Consider the following 15,740-nt stretch of genomic DNA (forward strand, 5'->3'; position numbering starts at 1 on the left):
CGGCGTACGGTGCCTGGCGGGCCGGCCGCCACAGGTGAACAGAGGGTTGCGGCGATTAAAAATCTGGATATCCAAAATTGCGGACGATGGACCGGGTCGGTGACGCCTGATCGGGTACGCGGTATCCCGCCGTTTCTACACGGGGAGATTCTTACTCGCGCAGAAGGTCATTCGGGCAGGTCAGACGCACCGGTCCAATCGGCATTGCAGCACGCCACAGTGGGTTTTCGGTCGTCGCGACGGCCGGCACGAGCCGGTGTCGCCACGCAGACACCAGACCGGACGACGACTCCGTCGTACCCTTGATGTGGCGATGCAGGCTTAAAGTCGAGCCACCAGCCACGAACCGACACTCCCCGCGACCGCGGGGTATGGCACTCGAGGGGACACGCACATGTCATTCGTCACCACCCAGCCCGAAGCGTTGAGCTCCGCGGCCACCGCTTTGGGCGGCATCGGCTCGTCGTTCAACGCGCAGAACGCCGCCGCTGCGGGCCCGACGACCGGGGTCGTTCCGGCCGCAGCCGACGAAGTGTCGGCGCTGACCGCTGCGCAATTCGCCGCGCACGCCCAGCTGTACCAGGCCGTCGCCGCTCAGGCCGCAGCGATTCACGAGCAGTTCGTGAACACGCTGGGGACCAGCGCCGGGTCGTACGCGGCGACCGAAGCCGCCAACGCCGCCGCGGCCGGCTAGTCTTCGACCTCTCTGTCAGCCGGGCACCGTGATGGTGTCCGGCTGACAGCTTTTCGTGAGTAGGAAGTCAGCGTCATGACCTCTCTGCCGGATTCGCAGAGCGCCGAGCTTGCCGAAGCCGAAAGCTCGATGCGTGCAGGCAGTTTCGAGTCAGCCGTAGAGATCCTGGCGAAGATCGTTGAGCGCGGCGAAGATCCGGAAGCGGTCTTCATGCTCGCGTCGTCGTATCTGGAGCTCGGACAGTACGACGACGCACTTCGGCACGCCACGGCTGCGGTCAAGAGCGAACCGTCCTCGGCGCCGGCCCGAGACCTGCTTGCGAAAGTCAATCTCGCACAAGGTGATTACGATTCCGCCTTGTCGGATTACGAGGCCGTCGCCGCCCTCCTTCGAGAACAGACTCCTGCACCGCCCGAACAATATGCGATTCCGGCACATTTCGCCCTGCGCAATATCGAGCAACTCGACCACATTGTGTCCGCGAACCGCGACGAGCAAGCGTCGGCCAACGCGGCGGGCGAACAACTCGAGGGCATCCGCCGTGGCCTCGCGGAGGCGATCGACGGAGCGGATGGCGAAGCGCCGTGGATACCGGTCAACCAGAAGAGCACTCGGCTTTTCGCCGACCCGCCGTTCTTCAAGGTTCCGGAGGAAAGGCTGCCGCAGTATCTGAATCCTGAGGTCGATTACGAGCCGATTCAGCAAGCACTCTCGATAGGCCGACTGGACTCACAGGTCGTTGACGACTTTCTGACGCCGGACGCTTTGGAGCAAGTGCGAAAGTTCTGCCTGGAGTCCACGGTCTGGCGCCACCCTTACAAATTCGGCTACGTCGGGGCCTTCCCCCAGGACGGATTCGCCAGCGTCTCACTGTTCGCCATCGCCGAGGAGTTCCTCGATGCGCTCGGCGATGCGTTCAGCGAGTATCAGCTTGCACAGTGGTGGGCGTTCGAATATGACGCTCGACTGCCGGGCACTGATATTCACGGCGACGACGCCGATTTCTCGCTGAACTTCTGGATCACTCCTGACTCGGCGAATCTCGACCCGGATTCGGGTGGACTTGTCGTGTGGGACAAGACGGCACCGAGCGATTGGACTTTCGACGACTACAACTCGGGTGGAGAGCGGGTCAAGCAGTATCTCGAGGATCACGATGCCGAGTCGACGGTCATTCCGTACCGCGAGAACCGGGCGGTTCTCTTCAAGGGGCACCTCTTTCATCGAACCGATGACTTCACCTTTGCGCCCGGGTTCACCAACCGGCGCCGCAGCCTGACCTTCTTGTTCCGACGCCGCAAGGGGTAACCGCTGTCGTGTAACCCGCGACGCTATGGACCATTGGCAGGCAAGATTCTTCAGTACAGCCACGCTTTCGACAGGCAGGCGATATGTGACCGCACATGGCGATTCCACGGAGCCGCGGCCCTTGCGGTTGGTGTCCGGGGCCGGTTATCCGGATTGGGAGGCGGTCTATCAGGACAACGCCTCCTGGGTCTATCGCACCATCTACTCGCGGGTGGGTAATCAGGCCGACGCCGAAGACCTGACCACCGAGGTCTTCCTGGCCGCGCTGCGACCCCTGCGGCTGACGGCCAGCGTCGGAGAGGTTCGCGGTTACCTGCGGGCCACCGCGCGGACGGTGCTGGCCGCGCACTGGCGTGAAACGCTCGGGCGAGAGATCACCTCGATCGACGACATCGAGCAACCACCCGAGAGCGAGCAGGCGGTCAGCACCGCCCCGCAGCGGGTCGCGAGTGTTCTCGGGCAGTTGCCGGACAATTACCGGCGGATCCTGGAGCTTCGATTCCTGAAAGGCTGTTCGATCAAGGAATCAGCCGCCGAACTCGGGGTCAGCGTCGCCAATGCAAAGGTGCTCCAGCATCGGGCACTGCGGCTGGCCGCGCAGGTCAACGAAAAGAGCGAATCATGAACGCGCGTGGGTTGCGCAGGTACATCGATGACCTGCTGCGGGGCCGGCGGCCAAAGCCGTTTCGGCCCAACGACTTCGAAGCTGCGCAACTCCGCACAGCCATCGATCTGCGGGCGGCGCGGCCCGGCGCCGATGCCCCCCGGCAGGAATTCCTCACCGATCTGCACCGGCGGCTCGCGGAGCAACAGGAAGGTACCGGGACAAGGCCGCCGAGGTCGAGCGCGACTCGCAGACATGTCATCGTCGGCACGTCGGCCGCCGCGGCTGCCGCGGTGGCGGCGGTGTCGATCGACCGCGCGCTGATCGACGGCGGTCAGGTCGCCGACGGAGGCGACAGCGGGCCGCAGGAGCTGACCCCCAACACCGGGCGCTGGGTCAAGGTGGCTACCAGCGCGGACGTGCCCACCGGCGTCATGCGACCGTTCGATGTCGGCGCCGTCATCGGGTTCGTTCGCCGTGTCGACGGCAAGCCCGAAGCCATCTCCGGGGTGTGCACCCACCAGGGTTGCCGACTCTGGTTCGACGCGCCCGACGACCGGCTGCGGTGCCCGTGCCACTCGACGTCGTTTTCGCCGGTCGGCCAGGTGCTGACCCACCAACTACCGATAGCTCCGAAACCGTTGCCCACCTTAATGGTTCGCGAGCGCGACGGCGCGATCGAAGCGTTCGTCCCAGCGTCGCCGACCGAGCCCGCCTGACGACGTGTAACCCACCGTCCTATCTCTAGGCGACGCGTACTTTTCGCCGAAGATGGAGGTGTCTCACTATGCCCGGATTATTTCGGGGCGCGCGTGCTGTGGTTCTGGCGCTGATGGTGGCCGGATGTTCGTCACCCCCGTCCGCTCCGTCGCCGTCGGTGACTTTCGGGTCCGGAGCGACGACGCCGGGAATGCCGGGCATGAGCGCCATGCCGAACATGCCGAACATGCCGGCGGGCAGCACGCCTTCGGTTACGGCGCCGGCTGCTCCGGTGGCCGGCAACGCGGTCAGCATCGACAACTTCGCATTTGCCCCGGCGAATCTGACTGTCCCGGTGGGCAGCACGGTCACCTGGACCAACAAAGACGAGGAACCACACACCGTCGTCGCCAACGACGGGTCGTTCCACTCGCCCGGAATGGGTTCGCAGGCAACGTTTTCCTACACATTCACGAAAGCCGGCACGTTCGACTACGTCTGCTCGATCCACCCGTACATGCACGCCACCGTGGTCGTGACGCCATGACGGACGCCCCGCACCAGATGAGCCGGCGCCAACTGATCCGGCACAGCGCGTGGTTCGGCGCGGCCGTCGGACTGGCAGTCGCAGGCGGCGAAGTCATCTCCCACGTCGCCGGCACCGCGGATGCCGCACGCGTGCAAGGCCGGCCGACCCTGAGATTCGCTCAAGTCAGCGACAGCCACATCGGGTTCATGGGCAAAGCCAATCCGAATGTCGCCGCGTCGTTCGCCCAGTCGATCGATCGGATCAACAATCTCGGCTACACACCGGATTTCGTCATCCACACCGGCGATCTCACCCACCTGTCCACCCCGAGTCAGTTCGATCAGGTCAAGCAGATGATGACCGGACTGCGCACCCCGCACGTCTTCACCGTTCCCGGCGAACACGACTCGGTCGACGACGCGGGCGAGAAGTACCGAAGCGCGTTCGGCGCCGGGACCCGCGGCGACGGCTGGTACAGCTTCGACATCGCCGGTGTGCATGTGATCGCGTTGGTGAACACGCTGAACTTGAAGAAATTGGGCCATCTGGGTGTCGAACAGCTGGATTTCGTCGCCAAGGATGTCGCGGCGTTGCCCAGCGACACGCCGATCATCGTGTTCAGCCACATCCCGCTGTTCGCCATGTACCCGGACTGGGGCTGGGGAACCGACGATGCCGTCCAGGCGCTGAGCTATCTGCGCCGCTTCTCATCGGTGACTTGCCTGAACGGCCATGTCCACCAAGTGTTTTCCAAAACGGAGGGCAACGTGACGTTTCACAGCGGGACGACCACCGCATATCCGCTGCCGCATCCCGGTGACGGCCCTGCGCCCAAGCCGGTCACCTTGCCGGCCGGCAAATTGCACGACGCGCTGGGCATCCGCGAAGTCGGCTACACCCGGGGCCAGAATGTCCTTGCGTTGAAAGAGCAGGCGCTGCAATGAATGTGACCAGAATCGGCATAGCCGTGGCACTGATCGTCAGCGGGATCAGCCATGCATACCTGTATGTGCACGGCTACCAACACATCCCGACGATCGGTACCGCGTTCCTGCTGCAGGCCAGCGTGTCCTTTTCGCTCGCGCTGTTGATCCTGATCGGCGGACCCGGCTGGCTTTGGTGGGCCGGGGCCGCGGTGGCCGGCGGTGCGCTGGCCGCGTTCGCCATGTCGCGGACGGTCGGGATCTTCGGATTCTCCGAACGGGGATTCCAGCCGTCACCGCACGCGGCGATCAGTGTCGTCGCCGAACTGGTGACGGTCGGGCTTGTTGCGGCGTATCTGGTTGGGCAGCGGCGGGCGGATTCTGTTCGGTGAGCGCGCTGCCGCGGAGTTGCAGGAACGGATGAGCGCCGCGGCTGGCGGTCCGAGAACCGGGCCGCGGGTGAGCGGCTGGCGGTCATCGGCGAGTTCGATGCTCTTGCGACAAAGTAGGGGAGCGCGAGACGTGGTGCACCGACACCCAGGAGGCGTGACGGCCGAAATCGCTGCGGCGCCGGGATTATCCAGGCGCTGGCGATCAGGGGTGCAGGCCCGACGGCAGGATCACTGAGTTGGGCATGCACTTGTCGGTTGACCCACCCTTCGATGCGAAGTCGTCGTCGGCATACATGCCGAACTCGCATGATCGCAGAGCACCAAGGCGCAAATCGGGTGAGCGAAGGTGCTTCTAGGTGGACCTCCTCCATTTGCGCGGGGCTGTCACCCGCGCGGGCATCCGCTCGCTGAAATGTTCTTTAGCAAACCGCTGACAACACCTGGTCAAAAGTTCTAGGGCTGGCGCGACCGGTCTGCAGCACGAAGGTCGCCGAGGTTGTGACATGTCGACGGCACCAGGTTCGGGCGAAACTGCAGCGGTCAAGCCCGCGACGAGGATGATGGGAAAACCACTAGGGCATCGGGCAGGGGCATGGAGGTGAAGCCGTGACGGCGAATTGCAGTCTTGACGGCTATGGCGGCTGTCGCACCGACTCCGGTTGCAGATGCCGAAGTCTGCACCGGCGACGCCACCACCGAAGGAATCGAATCATGCGTTTGAAAGCTGTGCCCACAGCCGCGGCGTTGGTCGCCTGGATGTTGACACCGTCGTCTCCGGCGAGCGCAGCGGGGCTATGCACCGACAAGACCAACCCGCAGGCCCATCAAGTTTGCATGGCGAACGCGAACGGGCAGTGCGGCGGGATCGGAATGTTCGGGGCGTCGCACAGCACGTGCACCTACGCCGATGGTTCCCGCGATGAATGCGACTGGCACATCACCAGCCTCACCACCGCAACCGGCTCCTGCACGTGGTTCCCGACGCCGCCAGATTTCCCTATTGGCCCCCCGCCGCCGCCAGCTTCGTGACCACATTTTGACCCAGCTCTAATGCGTGGGAGCTGTCGCTCTCTGAGCTAACCGCGCACACGCGCGTAAATGCGCGTCCTGCCGCGGCCCGAGCCGGACCAATTGCGGAACCGCTGCGCTGACCGGGCTGCGATGATGCCAACCCGTCGACGCACCCGGGCCCAGAACCGCGCCAATTACATTGCCGCCGAACGCAAGCTGAACCGCCAGAGTCGACAAGCCGCTCGCGCCGCGCCGTCGTCCCCGCAGGACGACGACGAACCTCCGCCCTTCTAGGGCAGGTTCAATCTCCAGAACGCGTTCATGGGTGTGGCGTACATGTCGTTGGCGGTGAGCGGAGCCAGAGTTCCTGGCCCGGCACGCAAGGCGTCTTCGATGGTCGCCATCAGGCTGTACTCGTTGTAGTAGGCGTCGGTGGTGAAGGGTCCGGACACCATCCCACCATCCGTCACGGCGCCCGTGTTCGGGATGACGATCATCGGAACGTTGTTGCCTTCGTTGCCTATGCCCAGTGACAAGTTGTTGTTGTCCTCGTCGAACGTGATGATGATCGCATCGTGCTGCGACGGGTCAGTCCACGTTGGCGAGTTTTCAATGGTGGACACCTCTTGCTGGACGAATTGGTCGGCGGCCGGGACGTTGTACTGCTGGTTTGTGAGCTGACCGCCAATGAAGTGGAGAATGCCGCTGAGGCTATTGATGGGGCCTTCCCCGTTGTTGGCCTCGTCGGCAGCGATCCAGGTGAATTCCGGGAACTTGCTCGGGTCCGCGAGGTTGTTCTGCAAATCCGTCAGCGGAAGCAGGTGCTCCTGGAGGTATGCGGGGGTGTTGTCGTAGACGTAGTGGAACTGCGCAAAGGGCAGCTCGTCGACGGAGTAGTTACCCGAAGACACGAGATCACCTGGGGTGGGCATGCTCTGCGCGTAGCCGGCCCACGATATGCCCGCCTGATCCATTTCCTGCATGAGGCTGTTCGCGTCGATGACCGGCGGGGCGGGGTTGTAGTCGAGGCCGAAGTCCGATCCGCCCACAACCCGGATGTAGTTCGGGTCGCTGGGGTGGCCCAGCGCGAAGTAGTTGCTGTCGTATCCGTTGTGCTGGATCAGGTTGTTGATGTACGGCGCATTGGGGCTGCCGACGATGTCGCCGACGCCCTTGTTCTCCATGTAGATCAGGAACACGTGATCCAGTTGGCCGACGTTCGAGATCGGTTGGGCGAGCGGCGCCGCGGTGAGGTTTGGATCGCCGACGATCAATGACTCGTTGTCGGCGTAGGCGCCGTTGTAGTTGCCGAGGACCCAGTCTTTGTCGGTGAAGGTCGTGGTCACGGTCGCGGAGGTGGTGCCCTCCGGGACCGTCCCGGAGATATCGCGTTCCTCAAACCCGGTCATACCCAGGCGATCCCACACCGTGACCGGGCTCAGCGAGTCGGTGCCCAGAACGTGCCCCTGGGCGTCGAGGAAGGTGATCTGCTCTGAGGCGAAGGACGGGTCCAAGCCTTGGCCGCCGAGATCTGCACTCAGCGTAAACGGCGTTCCGGCTGCGCCGGTGAGATCGACGGTCTGGCTGATGCTCGACGTGGCCACGGGTCCGCCGCCGGCAAAATTGTCGCCGCCCCCTACGGGCGCGGTCTGTGGAAAGTCGAAGAACTTCGGGAGCGGAGTCGTGAACCCAAACGGATAACCGCCGTGGGTGCCGTAGGCGATCACGGTCGGGGTGCCGCTTTCCGTCCAGCCTGGAATGGTCACCCCACTGAAGCCCGACCCGGACGGGTCGGCCGTTTCGAAGCCCGGGTTGACCAGCAAGTTCTCACTCATCGGCTGCGCAGAATCGACCTGGGCCAGCGCGGCGCCCTGGTTGAACCAACCATTGAGCAGGGTGTCAACCTGCTGGCCGAAGCTGCTGGTGATCCAGTCCTGCTCCAGCGCATGCAACCAGCCATCGACCGGAGCGGCCGCCGCCGTCGACTCGGCGGCACCCAAGCCCAGACTGCCCAGCTCGGGAACCGCCGCCGCGCCGGCAGCCGCATCCCCCAACGAACCGGTGATCGCATTGACGACCTGGTCAACGACCACGTCAAGTCCGTCGGCCGAGGCTTTCGGCGCATTGGCGAGCGGCACCAGCCCCAGTGCCAAAAACGCGCTGACCGCGCCGGTCACCACGATGGCACGCCGACGGCGATGGGTCATCGCTTTGCGTGAGTGCGGATTGTGCATCGTGCTGCGTCGATCAGCCATCGCTGGTACTTCCTAGCAGGGAGGCGGAAGATCTCAGGTTTGCTTAAGGTAAGCCTTGGATTTTCTTTCAGCAGGATTTTGAGCAAAATTCTTCGGCAGCTCCGCCGTCTTTTTCCTGCCACCCTGTCATGCCGCATTGATGCTGCTCAACGGCCATTTGCTCAGCTTAGCCGGGGATCGCCGGTGGTCGGCGGTTACGCAAACACGCCCGCATGTCCACCTGCGAAGTCGCTCAGCATCTGCTAAGGAACCCGCAGGCTCAACAGCCCCCGGCCGGCTACTTCTTGGACGGGATCACAATCACCACAATCAGCGTCAGAATGCTGAAGAAGAGTCCGAGGATGCCCCAGCCAAATGGGTTGCGGCCCTTGGTCGCTGCGATGACCGCGCAAATCACTGCTGCGATCACGCTGCCGATGGCGACGAAAATGCCCTTGATGCCCCGCAGAATGAACCCGGCGGCCTCTGGCTGGCTGTAGCTGGCCAGCACTAGTTGATGAAGCATGTTGGTCTCCTCAACACTGAGGGGGTCACCCGTCTGAAACCCCGGACGGAAATACCCCAAACGGTGAGGCTTCAATCGCCTTTCAGGCCCGCGACGAAAGCCCGGGTTTCCTCCCAAGTGGGCAACAGGCCGGCAGCGCGGACCTCATCCAGCGTGGGCGCGGCGGCGTCGCGGTCGGACAGGCAAATTTCGTGGCCGCTCGGCCAGTCGATCGCCAGCGTCGGATCGGTCGCGGCGATGGTGTGTTCGCGCTGCGGGTTGTACTCGGTCGAGCAGAGGTACATGAGCGTCGAATTGTCTTGCAGTGCAAGGAAACCGTGCGCAAGTCCTTCGGAGATGTAGATCGTCTTGCGGCTGCGGTCGTCGAGCGTGACCGCATCCCAGCGACCGAATGTCGGTGAGCCCAAACGGATGTCGACGGCGACATCGAATACCGAGCCGGACACGCAGGTCACGTACTTGGCCTGGCTCGGCGGCAACTGGGCGAAGTGCAGGCCGCGCAGCACGCCGGCCGCCGAGACCGAGCAGTTGGCCTGCCGGACGTCGAGGTGATGGCCGGCGAATTCGGTGAACGCCCGGTCGGTCAGCCATTCGAGGAACATTCCCCGTGAGTCGCCGTGCGTCTGCGGGGTGATCTCCCAGGCGCCGGCGATGTCGAGTTCACGGACCTTCATGTCACTGCCCCCGCTTTTCGTAGCGAGCTTCGACGGTATCTTTCAATGGCCGCCACCACGATTCGTTGTCGCGGTACCAGTCTATGGTGGCACGCAGGCCGTCCGCGAAGTCGATATGCTTTGGCTTCCAGCCCAATTCGGCGCTCAACGCAGACGGGTCGATAGCATATCGAAGGTCGTGGCCGGCCCGGTCGACGACGTGGTCGAAATCGTCGGGATCGCGGCCCATCAACTCCAGCAGTGTGCGCAGCACCGACAGGTTGCTCCGCTCGCCCTCGGCGCCGATCAGATAAGTCCGCCCGGGCTGACCCTTGGCGAGGATGCTGCGGACAGCGTCGTTGTGGTCCTCGACATGGATCCAGTCCCTGACGTTGGCCCCCTTGCCGTAGAGCTTCGGCCGCCGCCCGGTCAGCACGTTGGTGATCTGGCGGGGAATGAACTTCTCCACGTGTTGGTATGGCCCGTAGTTGTTGGAACAGTTCGAAATCGTCGCCTGCACGCCGTAAGACCGCACCCAGGCTCGCACCAGCAAGTCGGAGCCGGCCTTCGTCGCCGAGTACGGGCTCGACGGGTTGTAGGGCGTGGACTCGGTGAAGCGCCGCGGATCGTCGAGTTCGAGATCGCCGTACACCTCGTCGGTCGACACGTGATGCAGCCGCACGCCGTGCCGGCGTACGGCCTCCAAGATCGTGAACGTCCCGAGCACATTGGCCCGCAGCGAAGACTGCGGATCGGCCAACGAGTTGTCGACGTGGGTTTCCGCGGCGAAGTGCACCACCGCGTCCGACTCGGCGACCAAGCGGGCAACCAGCTCGGCGTCGTTGACGTCGCCCTCTACCAGCCTGATGTCGTCGTCGACGACTGCCAGCGATTCGCGGCAGCCGGCATAGGTCATCGCGTCCAACACCGTCACGGTGTCCTCGGGGTAATCACGCACGGTGGCGTGCACGAAGTTGGCGCCGATGAAGCCGGCGCCGCCGGTGACCAGCAGACGCATGGGGGAACTTTAGCGGAGCGGCATGGTCAGCTCCGCGAGGCCAGCCCCAGCGGTCCGGCCAGCTCACTCAGCGCGGCCACCAGCTTGTCCTCCGACTCGGCGCCGAGCACCTGGATCGCGACGTGATCGGCACCGGCCTCCAGATGATCGTTGAGTCGGGTGGCGATGGCATTCGGTGTGCCGTAGGCGACGAGGGCATCGACCAGCCTGTCGCTGCCGGGTTTGCGCACGTCGGTGTCGGTGAACCCCAACCGGCGCCAGTTGTTCACGTAGTTGCTCAGGCCGAGGTAGAAGTCGATGGCGCCGCGGCCGGTGTCGCGAGCCTGGTTGGCGTCGGTGGTGAGAACCACCTTGTGCTCCGGGGCCAGGAACACGGTGTTGCCGATGAGCTCGCGAGCGTGCGCGGTGTGCGCCGGCGTGGTCAGGTATGGATGAGCACCGGCGCTGCGCTCGGCGGACAACGCCAGCACTTTGGGCCCCAGTGCGGCGAGCACTCGCCGACTGGTCGGCACCGACGCGCCGTCGAGCTCGTCGAGATATTCGACGAGCGCGTCGTAGGGCTTCTGGTAGACGTCGGTGTGTTCGGGATGACCCACCCCGATCCCCAGCAGGAACCGGCCCGGGTAGGCGTCCTCGATGCGGTGGTAGGACGCCGCCACCTCGGCCGCAGGGGACGCCCAGATGTTGACGATTCCGGTGGCCAGCTGCAGTGACGAGGTCTCCGCCAGCGCCGGTTCCACCCATTCCAGGCCGGCGTCGGGCGAGGCGCCGATCCAGGCTGCGCCGTAGCCGAGCGACTCGATCTGCTTGGCGAGCTGCGGGGTGATCGACCGAGTCCCCAGCCACACCCCGTACCGGCCCAGGTCGAGCTTCAGTGAAACGCCCTCGGTCATCGAGGCCCCCCTCTAGTTCGTCACGCCGGTGTCAGCCCGAGCGGCCCCGCGAGTTCTGCCAGAGCCGAGACCAGGTTTTCATCTTTGGTCAGAATCTGCACAGGCACGTGGTCGGCGCCGGCGTCGAGGTGTTCTTTCAACCGCGCCGCGATCTGCTCCGGGGTTCCGTAGGCCACCACCGCGTCTACCAGGCGGTCGCTGCCCGGTCGGTTGACTTCGTCTTCGGAGAACCCCAACCGCTTCCAGCTGTTGCGGTAGTTGGCCAAGTTGAAATAGATGTCGAGCGCCTTGCGGCCGACCGCGCGGGCTTTGTCCGCGTCAGTGGTCAGCACCGCCTTGTGTTCGGGCGCCAAGAAGGCCGACGGCCCGATCAGCTCGCGGGCCTGCGCGGTGTGCTCGGGGGTGGTCAGGTAGGGATGTGCGCCGGCGCTGCGCTCCGCCGACAGCTTCAGCACTCGCGGACCGAGGGCCGCCACCACCCTGCGATCGGCGGGCACACCGTACTCGTCGAGCTGGTCGAGGTAGTCGACGAGCGCGTCGTAGGGCTTGCGGTATTCGGTGATCGCTTCGGGATGCCCGACGCCGATGCCCAGCAGAAAGCGTCCCGGGTAGGCCCGGTCGATGCGATGGAACGACTCGGCGACCGGCTTGGCCGGAGCTGACCAGATGTTGACGATCCCGGTCGCCACCTGCAGCGTCGTCGTTGCTTCCAGAATCGGCTCCACCCAGGCCAATTCGGCGGGCGGTGAGCCGCCGACCCAGACCGCACCGTAGCCCAGGGCCTCGATGTCTCTGGCTTGCGCAGGCGTGACGCCGCGTCCGAACGATCCGAATCTACCGAGCTGTGGTTTGGTCATGCCCTTTGGCAACCAGTACTTCGACGCCGCTATTCCGGTCGACGGTTAGCGTTCGCCGGTCTGGGTAACATCCACCGAGTGCTGTCGCTGCTGACCCGTCTGGTTGTCGCGGCGCCCAAGCGAATTCTGTTCTTCGTTCTGCTCCTGACGGCGGTGGCCGGGGCATTCGGCGCGACGGTCGACGAGCACCTCGGCGCAGCGGGTTTCCAGGATCCGGGCTCGCCGTCTGCCCGCGGCGTCAAAGTCCTCTCCGACAAGTACGGCCAGGGTGACATGGATGTGACGCTGGTCGTCCGCGCGCCTGGCCGGGTCCTCGACCAGGCGGCGACGGCGGCCGGTCGCGAACTCGTGGGCCAACTTCGCAATTCCGCGTACGTGAGTCACGTCGAGTCCCCGTGGGACGGCTCACCGCAGAGCGCGGGTTTGATCAGCAAGGACGGCAAGACCGGATTGATCGTCGCGGGGATCTCCGGTTCGGAAAACGACGCCCCCAAATTCGCCAAGGCCGTGACCGGTCGGCTCACCGGCCCACGCGGCGGCCTGACCGTGCTGGCCGGCGGCACAGCCATGGTCGCCTCGGAGATCAACGACCAGTCCGAAAGTGACCTGGTGACCGCCGAAGCCATCGCGCTGCCGTTGTCGCTGATCGTCCTGATCTGGGTGTTCGGTGGGTTGTTCGCGGCGCTGCTGCCACTGGTGGTTGGCGGCGTGGCGATCGTCGGCACCCTCGGAATGCTGCGCGTCATCACGCTTTTCACCGATGTGTCGATCTTCTCCCTCGACCTGACCACTGCGATGGGCCTGGCGTTGGCGATCGACTACACGCTGTTGCTGGTCAGCCGGTACCGGGAAGAACACGCGCAGATCGGCGACCGCGACGAAGCGCTGCGCCGGGCGATGACAACGGCCGGACGCACCATCCTGTTCTCCGCGTGCACGGTCTTTCTCGCCGTCAGCGCCCTCGCGGTGTTCCCAATGTACTTTCTGCGCTCGATGGCGTACGCGGGCTGCGGGGTGGTCGCCCTGGCCGGCCTGTACGCCGTCGTCGTCGCCCCGGCGGTTATCAAATTGCTCGACGACCGGATCGAATCCCTCAACATCCGAACCCTTTTCGGGCGCCGCAACCCCGACCCGGACGTCAGACGCAGCTGGCTGTACACCTCGACCAACTTCGTCATGCGACACGCCTTGCCGTGCGCCGTGGCAGTGGTGGTGCTGCTGCTCCTACTCGGCGCGCCGTTCGCGCGCGCAAGGTTCGGCCTACCGGACGACCGCGCGTTGCCGACCACCGCACAGTCACGACAGGTGGGGGACGCCGTGCGGAGCGAGTTTCCCGCGGACCCGGCCGCGGCCGTGTCGATCGTGATTCCCAACGCGCACAGCCTGAGTGGCGCCGACATCGTCGGCTACGCCACGGCCCTGTCCCAGGTTTCGGGCGTCGAGGAGGTAGCCACTCCGACCGGTTCCTATGTGCACGGCGTTGTGGCCGGGCCGCCGATGTTGCCGACCGGCGCCAAGGACGGCAGCCTGTGGCTGTCGGTTGCGGTCCCGGGTTCGTCGCTGTCGCCGCAGTACCGAACGGAGATCGACCATCTGCGGGCCGTTGCGGTGCCGAATGGGGTGGAGGCGCTGTTCACCGGGTCCGACCAACTCAACCGGGACTCGGTGGACAAGATCGTCGATCTGCTGCCTGTGGTGCTATCACTGGTTGCCGCAACAACTTTCGTGTTGGTCTTCCTGCTCACCGGCAGCCTCGTGCTCCCACTCGAGGCGCTGGTGCTCAACACCTTGTCGCTGTCGGCGACGCTCGGCGCGCTGGTGTGGGTGTTCCAAGAGGGTCACCTCGGCGGGCTCGGCACCACGGCGACCGGCACGCTGGTCGCCGATGTGCTGGTGTTCTTGTTCGCGACGGCGTTCGGTTTGTCGATGGACTACGAGGTGTTCTTGTTGTCGCGGATCCGCGAGCACTGGCTCGAAACCGGCGACAACAACAAGGCGGTGGGTCTTGGCATCGCCGGCGCCGGACGGGTGATCACCGCGGCGGCACTGTTGATGGTGATCGTCTTCGTCGGGCTCAGCACCGGCGAAGTCTCCTTCATGCGGATGATCGGTGTCGGTCTGGCGCTTGCCGTCGTGGTGGACGCGACGCTGGTCCGCATGGTTTTGGTCCCGGCGTTCATGAAGCTGGTGGGCAAGTGGAACTGGTGGATCCCGGGCCGGCTTGCCGAAGTGCATGCGGCCGTGGGACTTCGGGAGAGTTAGGTCTTGGTCAGCGAGATCTGGTTCTCCAGCTCGTGGTCGACCAAGAACGTGCCGGACTCGCGCAGTGTCGGCGGATGGAACGAATACGCGCTGATGGCCGAGACCAGATAGGCGACCTCGGGGTCGGTGGCGAAGGTGACGCCGCCGATACGGGAGACCATCCGCGCGACGCTGGTCTGAAGTTGGTCGCGCAGACCCAGCCGGATCCACAGCAGGTCGGCGAACAACGCGTCGCTGCGGTCGCCGGCGTCGTAGCGCGCGGCGATCATCAACAGCGCCCGCCACACACCTTCGATCGGTGAAAACAGTTCGACGAAGTCCGATTCGGCGAAGTTCGGCCGATCGGCGAGTTTCAACGCAAGACGGGTCGCGGCGCCGATGTAGCCGGCGGTGATGATGAGGCCGAACAACACGTAGCCGGACTTCTCGTTGCGGCCGTCTGGATCTTCGACGTCGGTGACCATCGACAGATCGCTTGGCACGAAGACATTTTCGAAGATGACCTCGTGGGTTTGGGCGGCGCCCAGCGCCGGACTGGTCCACAGCGGTGCGACCGACAGGCCGGGGGTGCCGTTGAAGATCAGCGTGATCGCCCGTTGGCCGGTGTCTTTCAGCAGCACGCTCGCCATGACGCAGTCCATGCTGTTGGCCAGGCTGCACGGCTTCTTACGGCCGTTGACCGTGTAGCCACCCTCGGCCGGTTCGGCTTCCATGGAGGGGTGGAACACGCTGCCGTCAAGGGTGCCCTCCGAGAAACCCGACGCGAAGATCGTGCGGTTCTCGATCAGACTCTTGACCAGGCCCACCGTCGTCTCATCGGCGGTCGCGGCGAAGTCGGCCAGCCCGGCCACGGAGAGGTAGTGCATGGTGCTCGCGGCAGCCAGCGACGGGCTGAGATAGCCGATACCACGTTGCAGTTCAACGGTTTCCACGCACGATGCGCCCAATCCGCCGAGGTCTTTCGGTGCGGTCAGGCGAGGCCCGTCGTGCTCTTTCCACAAGTCGATGACGCCGCTGGCCGGGTTCTCGGCGGTCAACAAGCCCATGTCCTCCAGCTTGCCGGCGAGGGCGGGAAGGTGACGGCGCACGGCTGCGATGTGTGACAGCCGAGCTGCGAGTGGGGTGCGATCCATCTGC

The 15,740-nt window shown here is 64.8% G+C and carries 15 protein-coding genes; 8 read left to right on the forward strand and 7 right to left on the reverse strand.

Annotation, left to right across the window (positions count from 1 at the left end):
• Positions 1–394: 394 nt before the first annotated feature.
• The 7 genes from G6N27_RS21335 to G6N27_RS21365 all read left to right on the forward strand — a co-directional run bounded on the left by G6N27_RS21335 (position 395) and on the right by G6N27_RS21365 (position 5,149).
• On the forward strand, positions 395–694 hold the full coding sequence (locus tag G6N27_RS21335) for a PE family protein (protein ID WP_163779872.1): 300 nt from the start codon (positions 395–397) through the stop codon (positions 692–694).
• A 75-nt stretch (positions 695–769) separates the two neighbouring features.
• Entirely contained in the window at positions 770–2,002 is a 1,233-nt protein-coding gene (locus G6N27_RS21340) for a tetratricopeptide repeat protein (RefSeq protein WP_163779874.1), read from the forward strand.
• 85 nt (positions 2,003–2,087) lie between these two features.
• Entirely contained in the window at positions 2,088–2,627 is a 540-nt protein-coding gene (locus tag G6N27_RS21345; protein ID WP_232064724.1) for an RNA polymerase sigma factor, read from the forward strand.
• A complete protein-coding gene (locus G6N27_RS21350; RefSeq protein WP_163779878.1) occupies positions 2,624–3,325 on the forward strand; it encodes a Rieske (2Fe-2S) protein in 702 nt (233 codons plus the stop codon). Before G6N27_RS21345 ends, G6N27_RS21350 begins: the two co-directional genes overlap by 4 nt.
• Before the next feature lie 68 nt (positions 3,326–3,393).
• Positions 3,394–3,852, forward strand: coding sequence for a cupredoxin domain-containing protein (locus G6N27_RS21355; RefSeq protein ID WP_179963317.1), 459 nt, complete (start codon positions 3,394–3,396; stop codon positions 3,850–3,852).
• Entirely contained in the window at positions 3,849–4,778 is a 930-nt protein-coding gene (locus tag G6N27_RS21360) for a metallophosphoesterase family protein (RefSeq protein WP_163779880.1), read from the forward strand. The genes G6N27_RS21355 and G6N27_RS21360 overlap by 4 nt, the downstream gene beginning before the upstream one ends.
• Positions 4,775–5,149: a hypothetical protein gene (locus G6N27_RS21365; protein WP_163779882.1), complete on the forward strand. Its 375-nt coding sequence runs from the start codon at positions 4,775–4,777 to the stop codon at positions 5,147–5,149. Before G6N27_RS21360 ends, G6N27_RS21365 begins: the two co-directional genes overlap by 4 nt.
• A gap of 1,301 nt (positions 5,150–6,450) precedes the next feature.
• Here the strand turns inward: G6N27_RS21365 and G6N27_RS21370 are convergent.
• The 6 genes from G6N27_RS21370 to G6N27_RS21395 all read right to left on the reverse strand — a co-directional run bounded on the left by G6N27_RS21370 (position 6,451) and on the right by G6N27_RS21395 (position 12,341).
• The gene (locus G6N27_RS21370; RefSeq protein ID WP_163779884.1) at positions 6,451–8,415 is read right to left on the reverse strand and encodes an alkaline phosphatase family protein; all 1,965 of its coding nucleotides are present in this window, start codon (positions 8,413–8,415) and stop codon (positions 6,451–6,453) included.
• A gap of 277 nt (positions 8,416–8,692) precedes the next feature.
• Positions 8,693–8,920, reverse strand: a complete 228-nt coding sequence (locus tag G6N27_RS21375; RefSeq protein WP_163779886.1) for a deoxyribodipyrimidine photolyase — start codon at positions 8,918–8,920, stop codon at positions 8,693–8,695.
• Positions 8,921–8,991: 71 nt separating this feature from the next.
• Positions 8,992–9,594, reverse strand: coding sequence for a dTDP-4-dehydrorhamnose 3,5-epimerase (gene rfbC / locus G6N27_RS21380; protein WP_163779888.1), 603 nt, complete (start codon positions 9,592–9,594; stop codon positions 8,992–8,994).
• Position 9,595: 1 nt separating this feature from the next.
• Positions 9,596–10,591 (reverse strand): dTDP-glucose 4,6-dehydratase, encoded by a 996-nt coding sequence (rfbB, locus tag G6N27_RS21385; RefSeq protein ID WP_163779890.1) that lies wholly within the window; start codon positions 10,589–10,591, stop codon positions 9,596–9,598.
• A 26-nt stretch (positions 10,592–10,617) separates the two neighbouring features.
• Positions 10,618–11,484 (reverse strand): LLM class F420-dependent oxidoreductase, encoded by an 867-nt coding sequence (locus G6N27_RS21390; protein ID WP_163779892.1) that lies wholly within the window; start codon positions 11,482–11,484, stop codon positions 10,618–10,620.
• 20 nt (positions 11,485–11,504) lie between these two features.
• Positions 11,505–12,341, reverse strand: a complete 837-nt coding sequence (locus tag G6N27_RS21395; RefSeq protein WP_163779894.1) for an LLM class F420-dependent oxidoreductase — start codon at positions 12,339–12,341, stop codon at positions 11,505–11,507.
• Positions 12,342–12,419: 78 nt separating this feature from the next.
• Between G6N27_RS21395 and G6N27_RS21400 the strand changes: the two genes are divergently transcribed.
• Positions 12,420–14,603: an MMPL family transporter gene (locus G6N27_RS21400; RefSeq protein ID WP_163779896.1), complete on the forward strand. Its 2,184-nt coding sequence runs from the start codon at positions 12,420–12,422 to the stop codon at positions 14,601–14,603.
• Here G6N27_RS21400 and G6N27_RS21405 read toward each other — a convergent pair.
• Complete coding sequence (locus G6N27_RS21405; protein ID WP_163779898.1) at positions 14,600–15,736, reverse strand: acyl-CoA dehydrogenase family protein; 1,137 nt, start codon at positions 15,734–15,736, stop codon at positions 14,600–14,602. The genes G6N27_RS21400 and G6N27_RS21405 overlap by 4 nt on opposite strands.
• Positions 15,737–15,740 lie beyond the last annotated feature (4 nt).

This window comes from Mycobacterium cookii (genome assembly GCF_010727945.1).
Lineage (GTDB): Bacteria > Actinomycetota > Actinomycetes > Mycobacteriales > Mycobacteriaceae > Mycobacterium > Mycobacterium cookii.

What these genes read in the sequence shown, in the direction of transcription:
- G6N27_RS21390 (WP_163779892.1), bottom strand. Translation starts at nt 11,484, where the DNA reads ATGACCGAGGGCGTTTCACTGAAGCTCGACCTGGGCCGGTACGGGGTG.
- G6N27_RS21395 (WP_163779894.1), bottom strand. Translation starts at nt 12,341, where the DNA reads ATGACCAAACCACAGCTCGGTAGATTCGGATCGTTCGGACGCGGCGTC.
- rfbB (WP_163779890.1), bottom strand. Translation starts at nt 10,591, where the DNA reads ATGCGTCTGCTGGTCACCGGCGGCGCCGGCTTCATCGGCGCCAACTTC.
- G6N27_RS21370 (WP_163779884.1), bottom strand. Translation starts at nt 8,415, where the DNA reads ATGGCTGATCGACGCAGCACGATGCACAATCCGCACTCACGCAAAGCG.
- G6N27_RS21335 (WP_163779872.1), top strand. Translation starts at nt 395, where the DNA reads ATGTCATTCGTCACCACCCAGCCCGAAGCGTTGAGCTCCGCGGCCACC.
- rfbC (WP_163779888.1), bottom strand. Translation starts at nt 9,594, where the DNA reads ATGAAGGTCCGTGAACTCGACATCGCCGGCGCCTGGGAGATCACCCCG.
- G6N27_RS21340 (WP_163779874.1), top strand. Translation starts at nt 770, where the DNA reads ATGACCTCTCTGCCGGATTCGCAGAGCGCCGAGCTTGCCGAAGCCGAA.
- G6N27_RS21350 (WP_163779878.1), top strand. Translation starts at nt 2,624, where the DNA reads ATGAACGCGCGTGGGTTGCGCAGGTACATCGATGACCTGCTGCGGGGC.
- G6N27_RS21355 (WP_179963317.1), top strand. Translation starts at nt 3,394, where the DNA reads ATGCCCGGATTATTTCGGGGCGCGCGTGCTGTGGTTCTGGCGCTGATG.
- G6N27_RS21375 (WP_163779886.1), bottom strand. Translation starts at nt 8,920, where the DNA reads ATGCTTCATCAACTAGTGCTGGCCAGCTACAGCCAGCCAGAGGCCGCC.
- G6N27_RS21405 (WP_163779898.1), bottom strand. Translation starts at nt 15,736, where the DNA reads ATGGATCGCACCCCACTCGCAGCTCGGCTGTCACACATCGCAGCCGTG.
- G6N27_RS21360 (WP_163779880.1), top strand. Translation starts at nt 3,849, where the DNA reads ATGACGGACGCCCCGCACCAGATGAGCCGGCGCCAACTGATCCGGCAC.
- G6N27_RS21365 (WP_163779882.1), top strand. Translation starts at nt 4,775, where the DNA reads ATGAATGTGACCAGAATCGGCATAGCCGTGGCACTGATCGTCAGCGGG.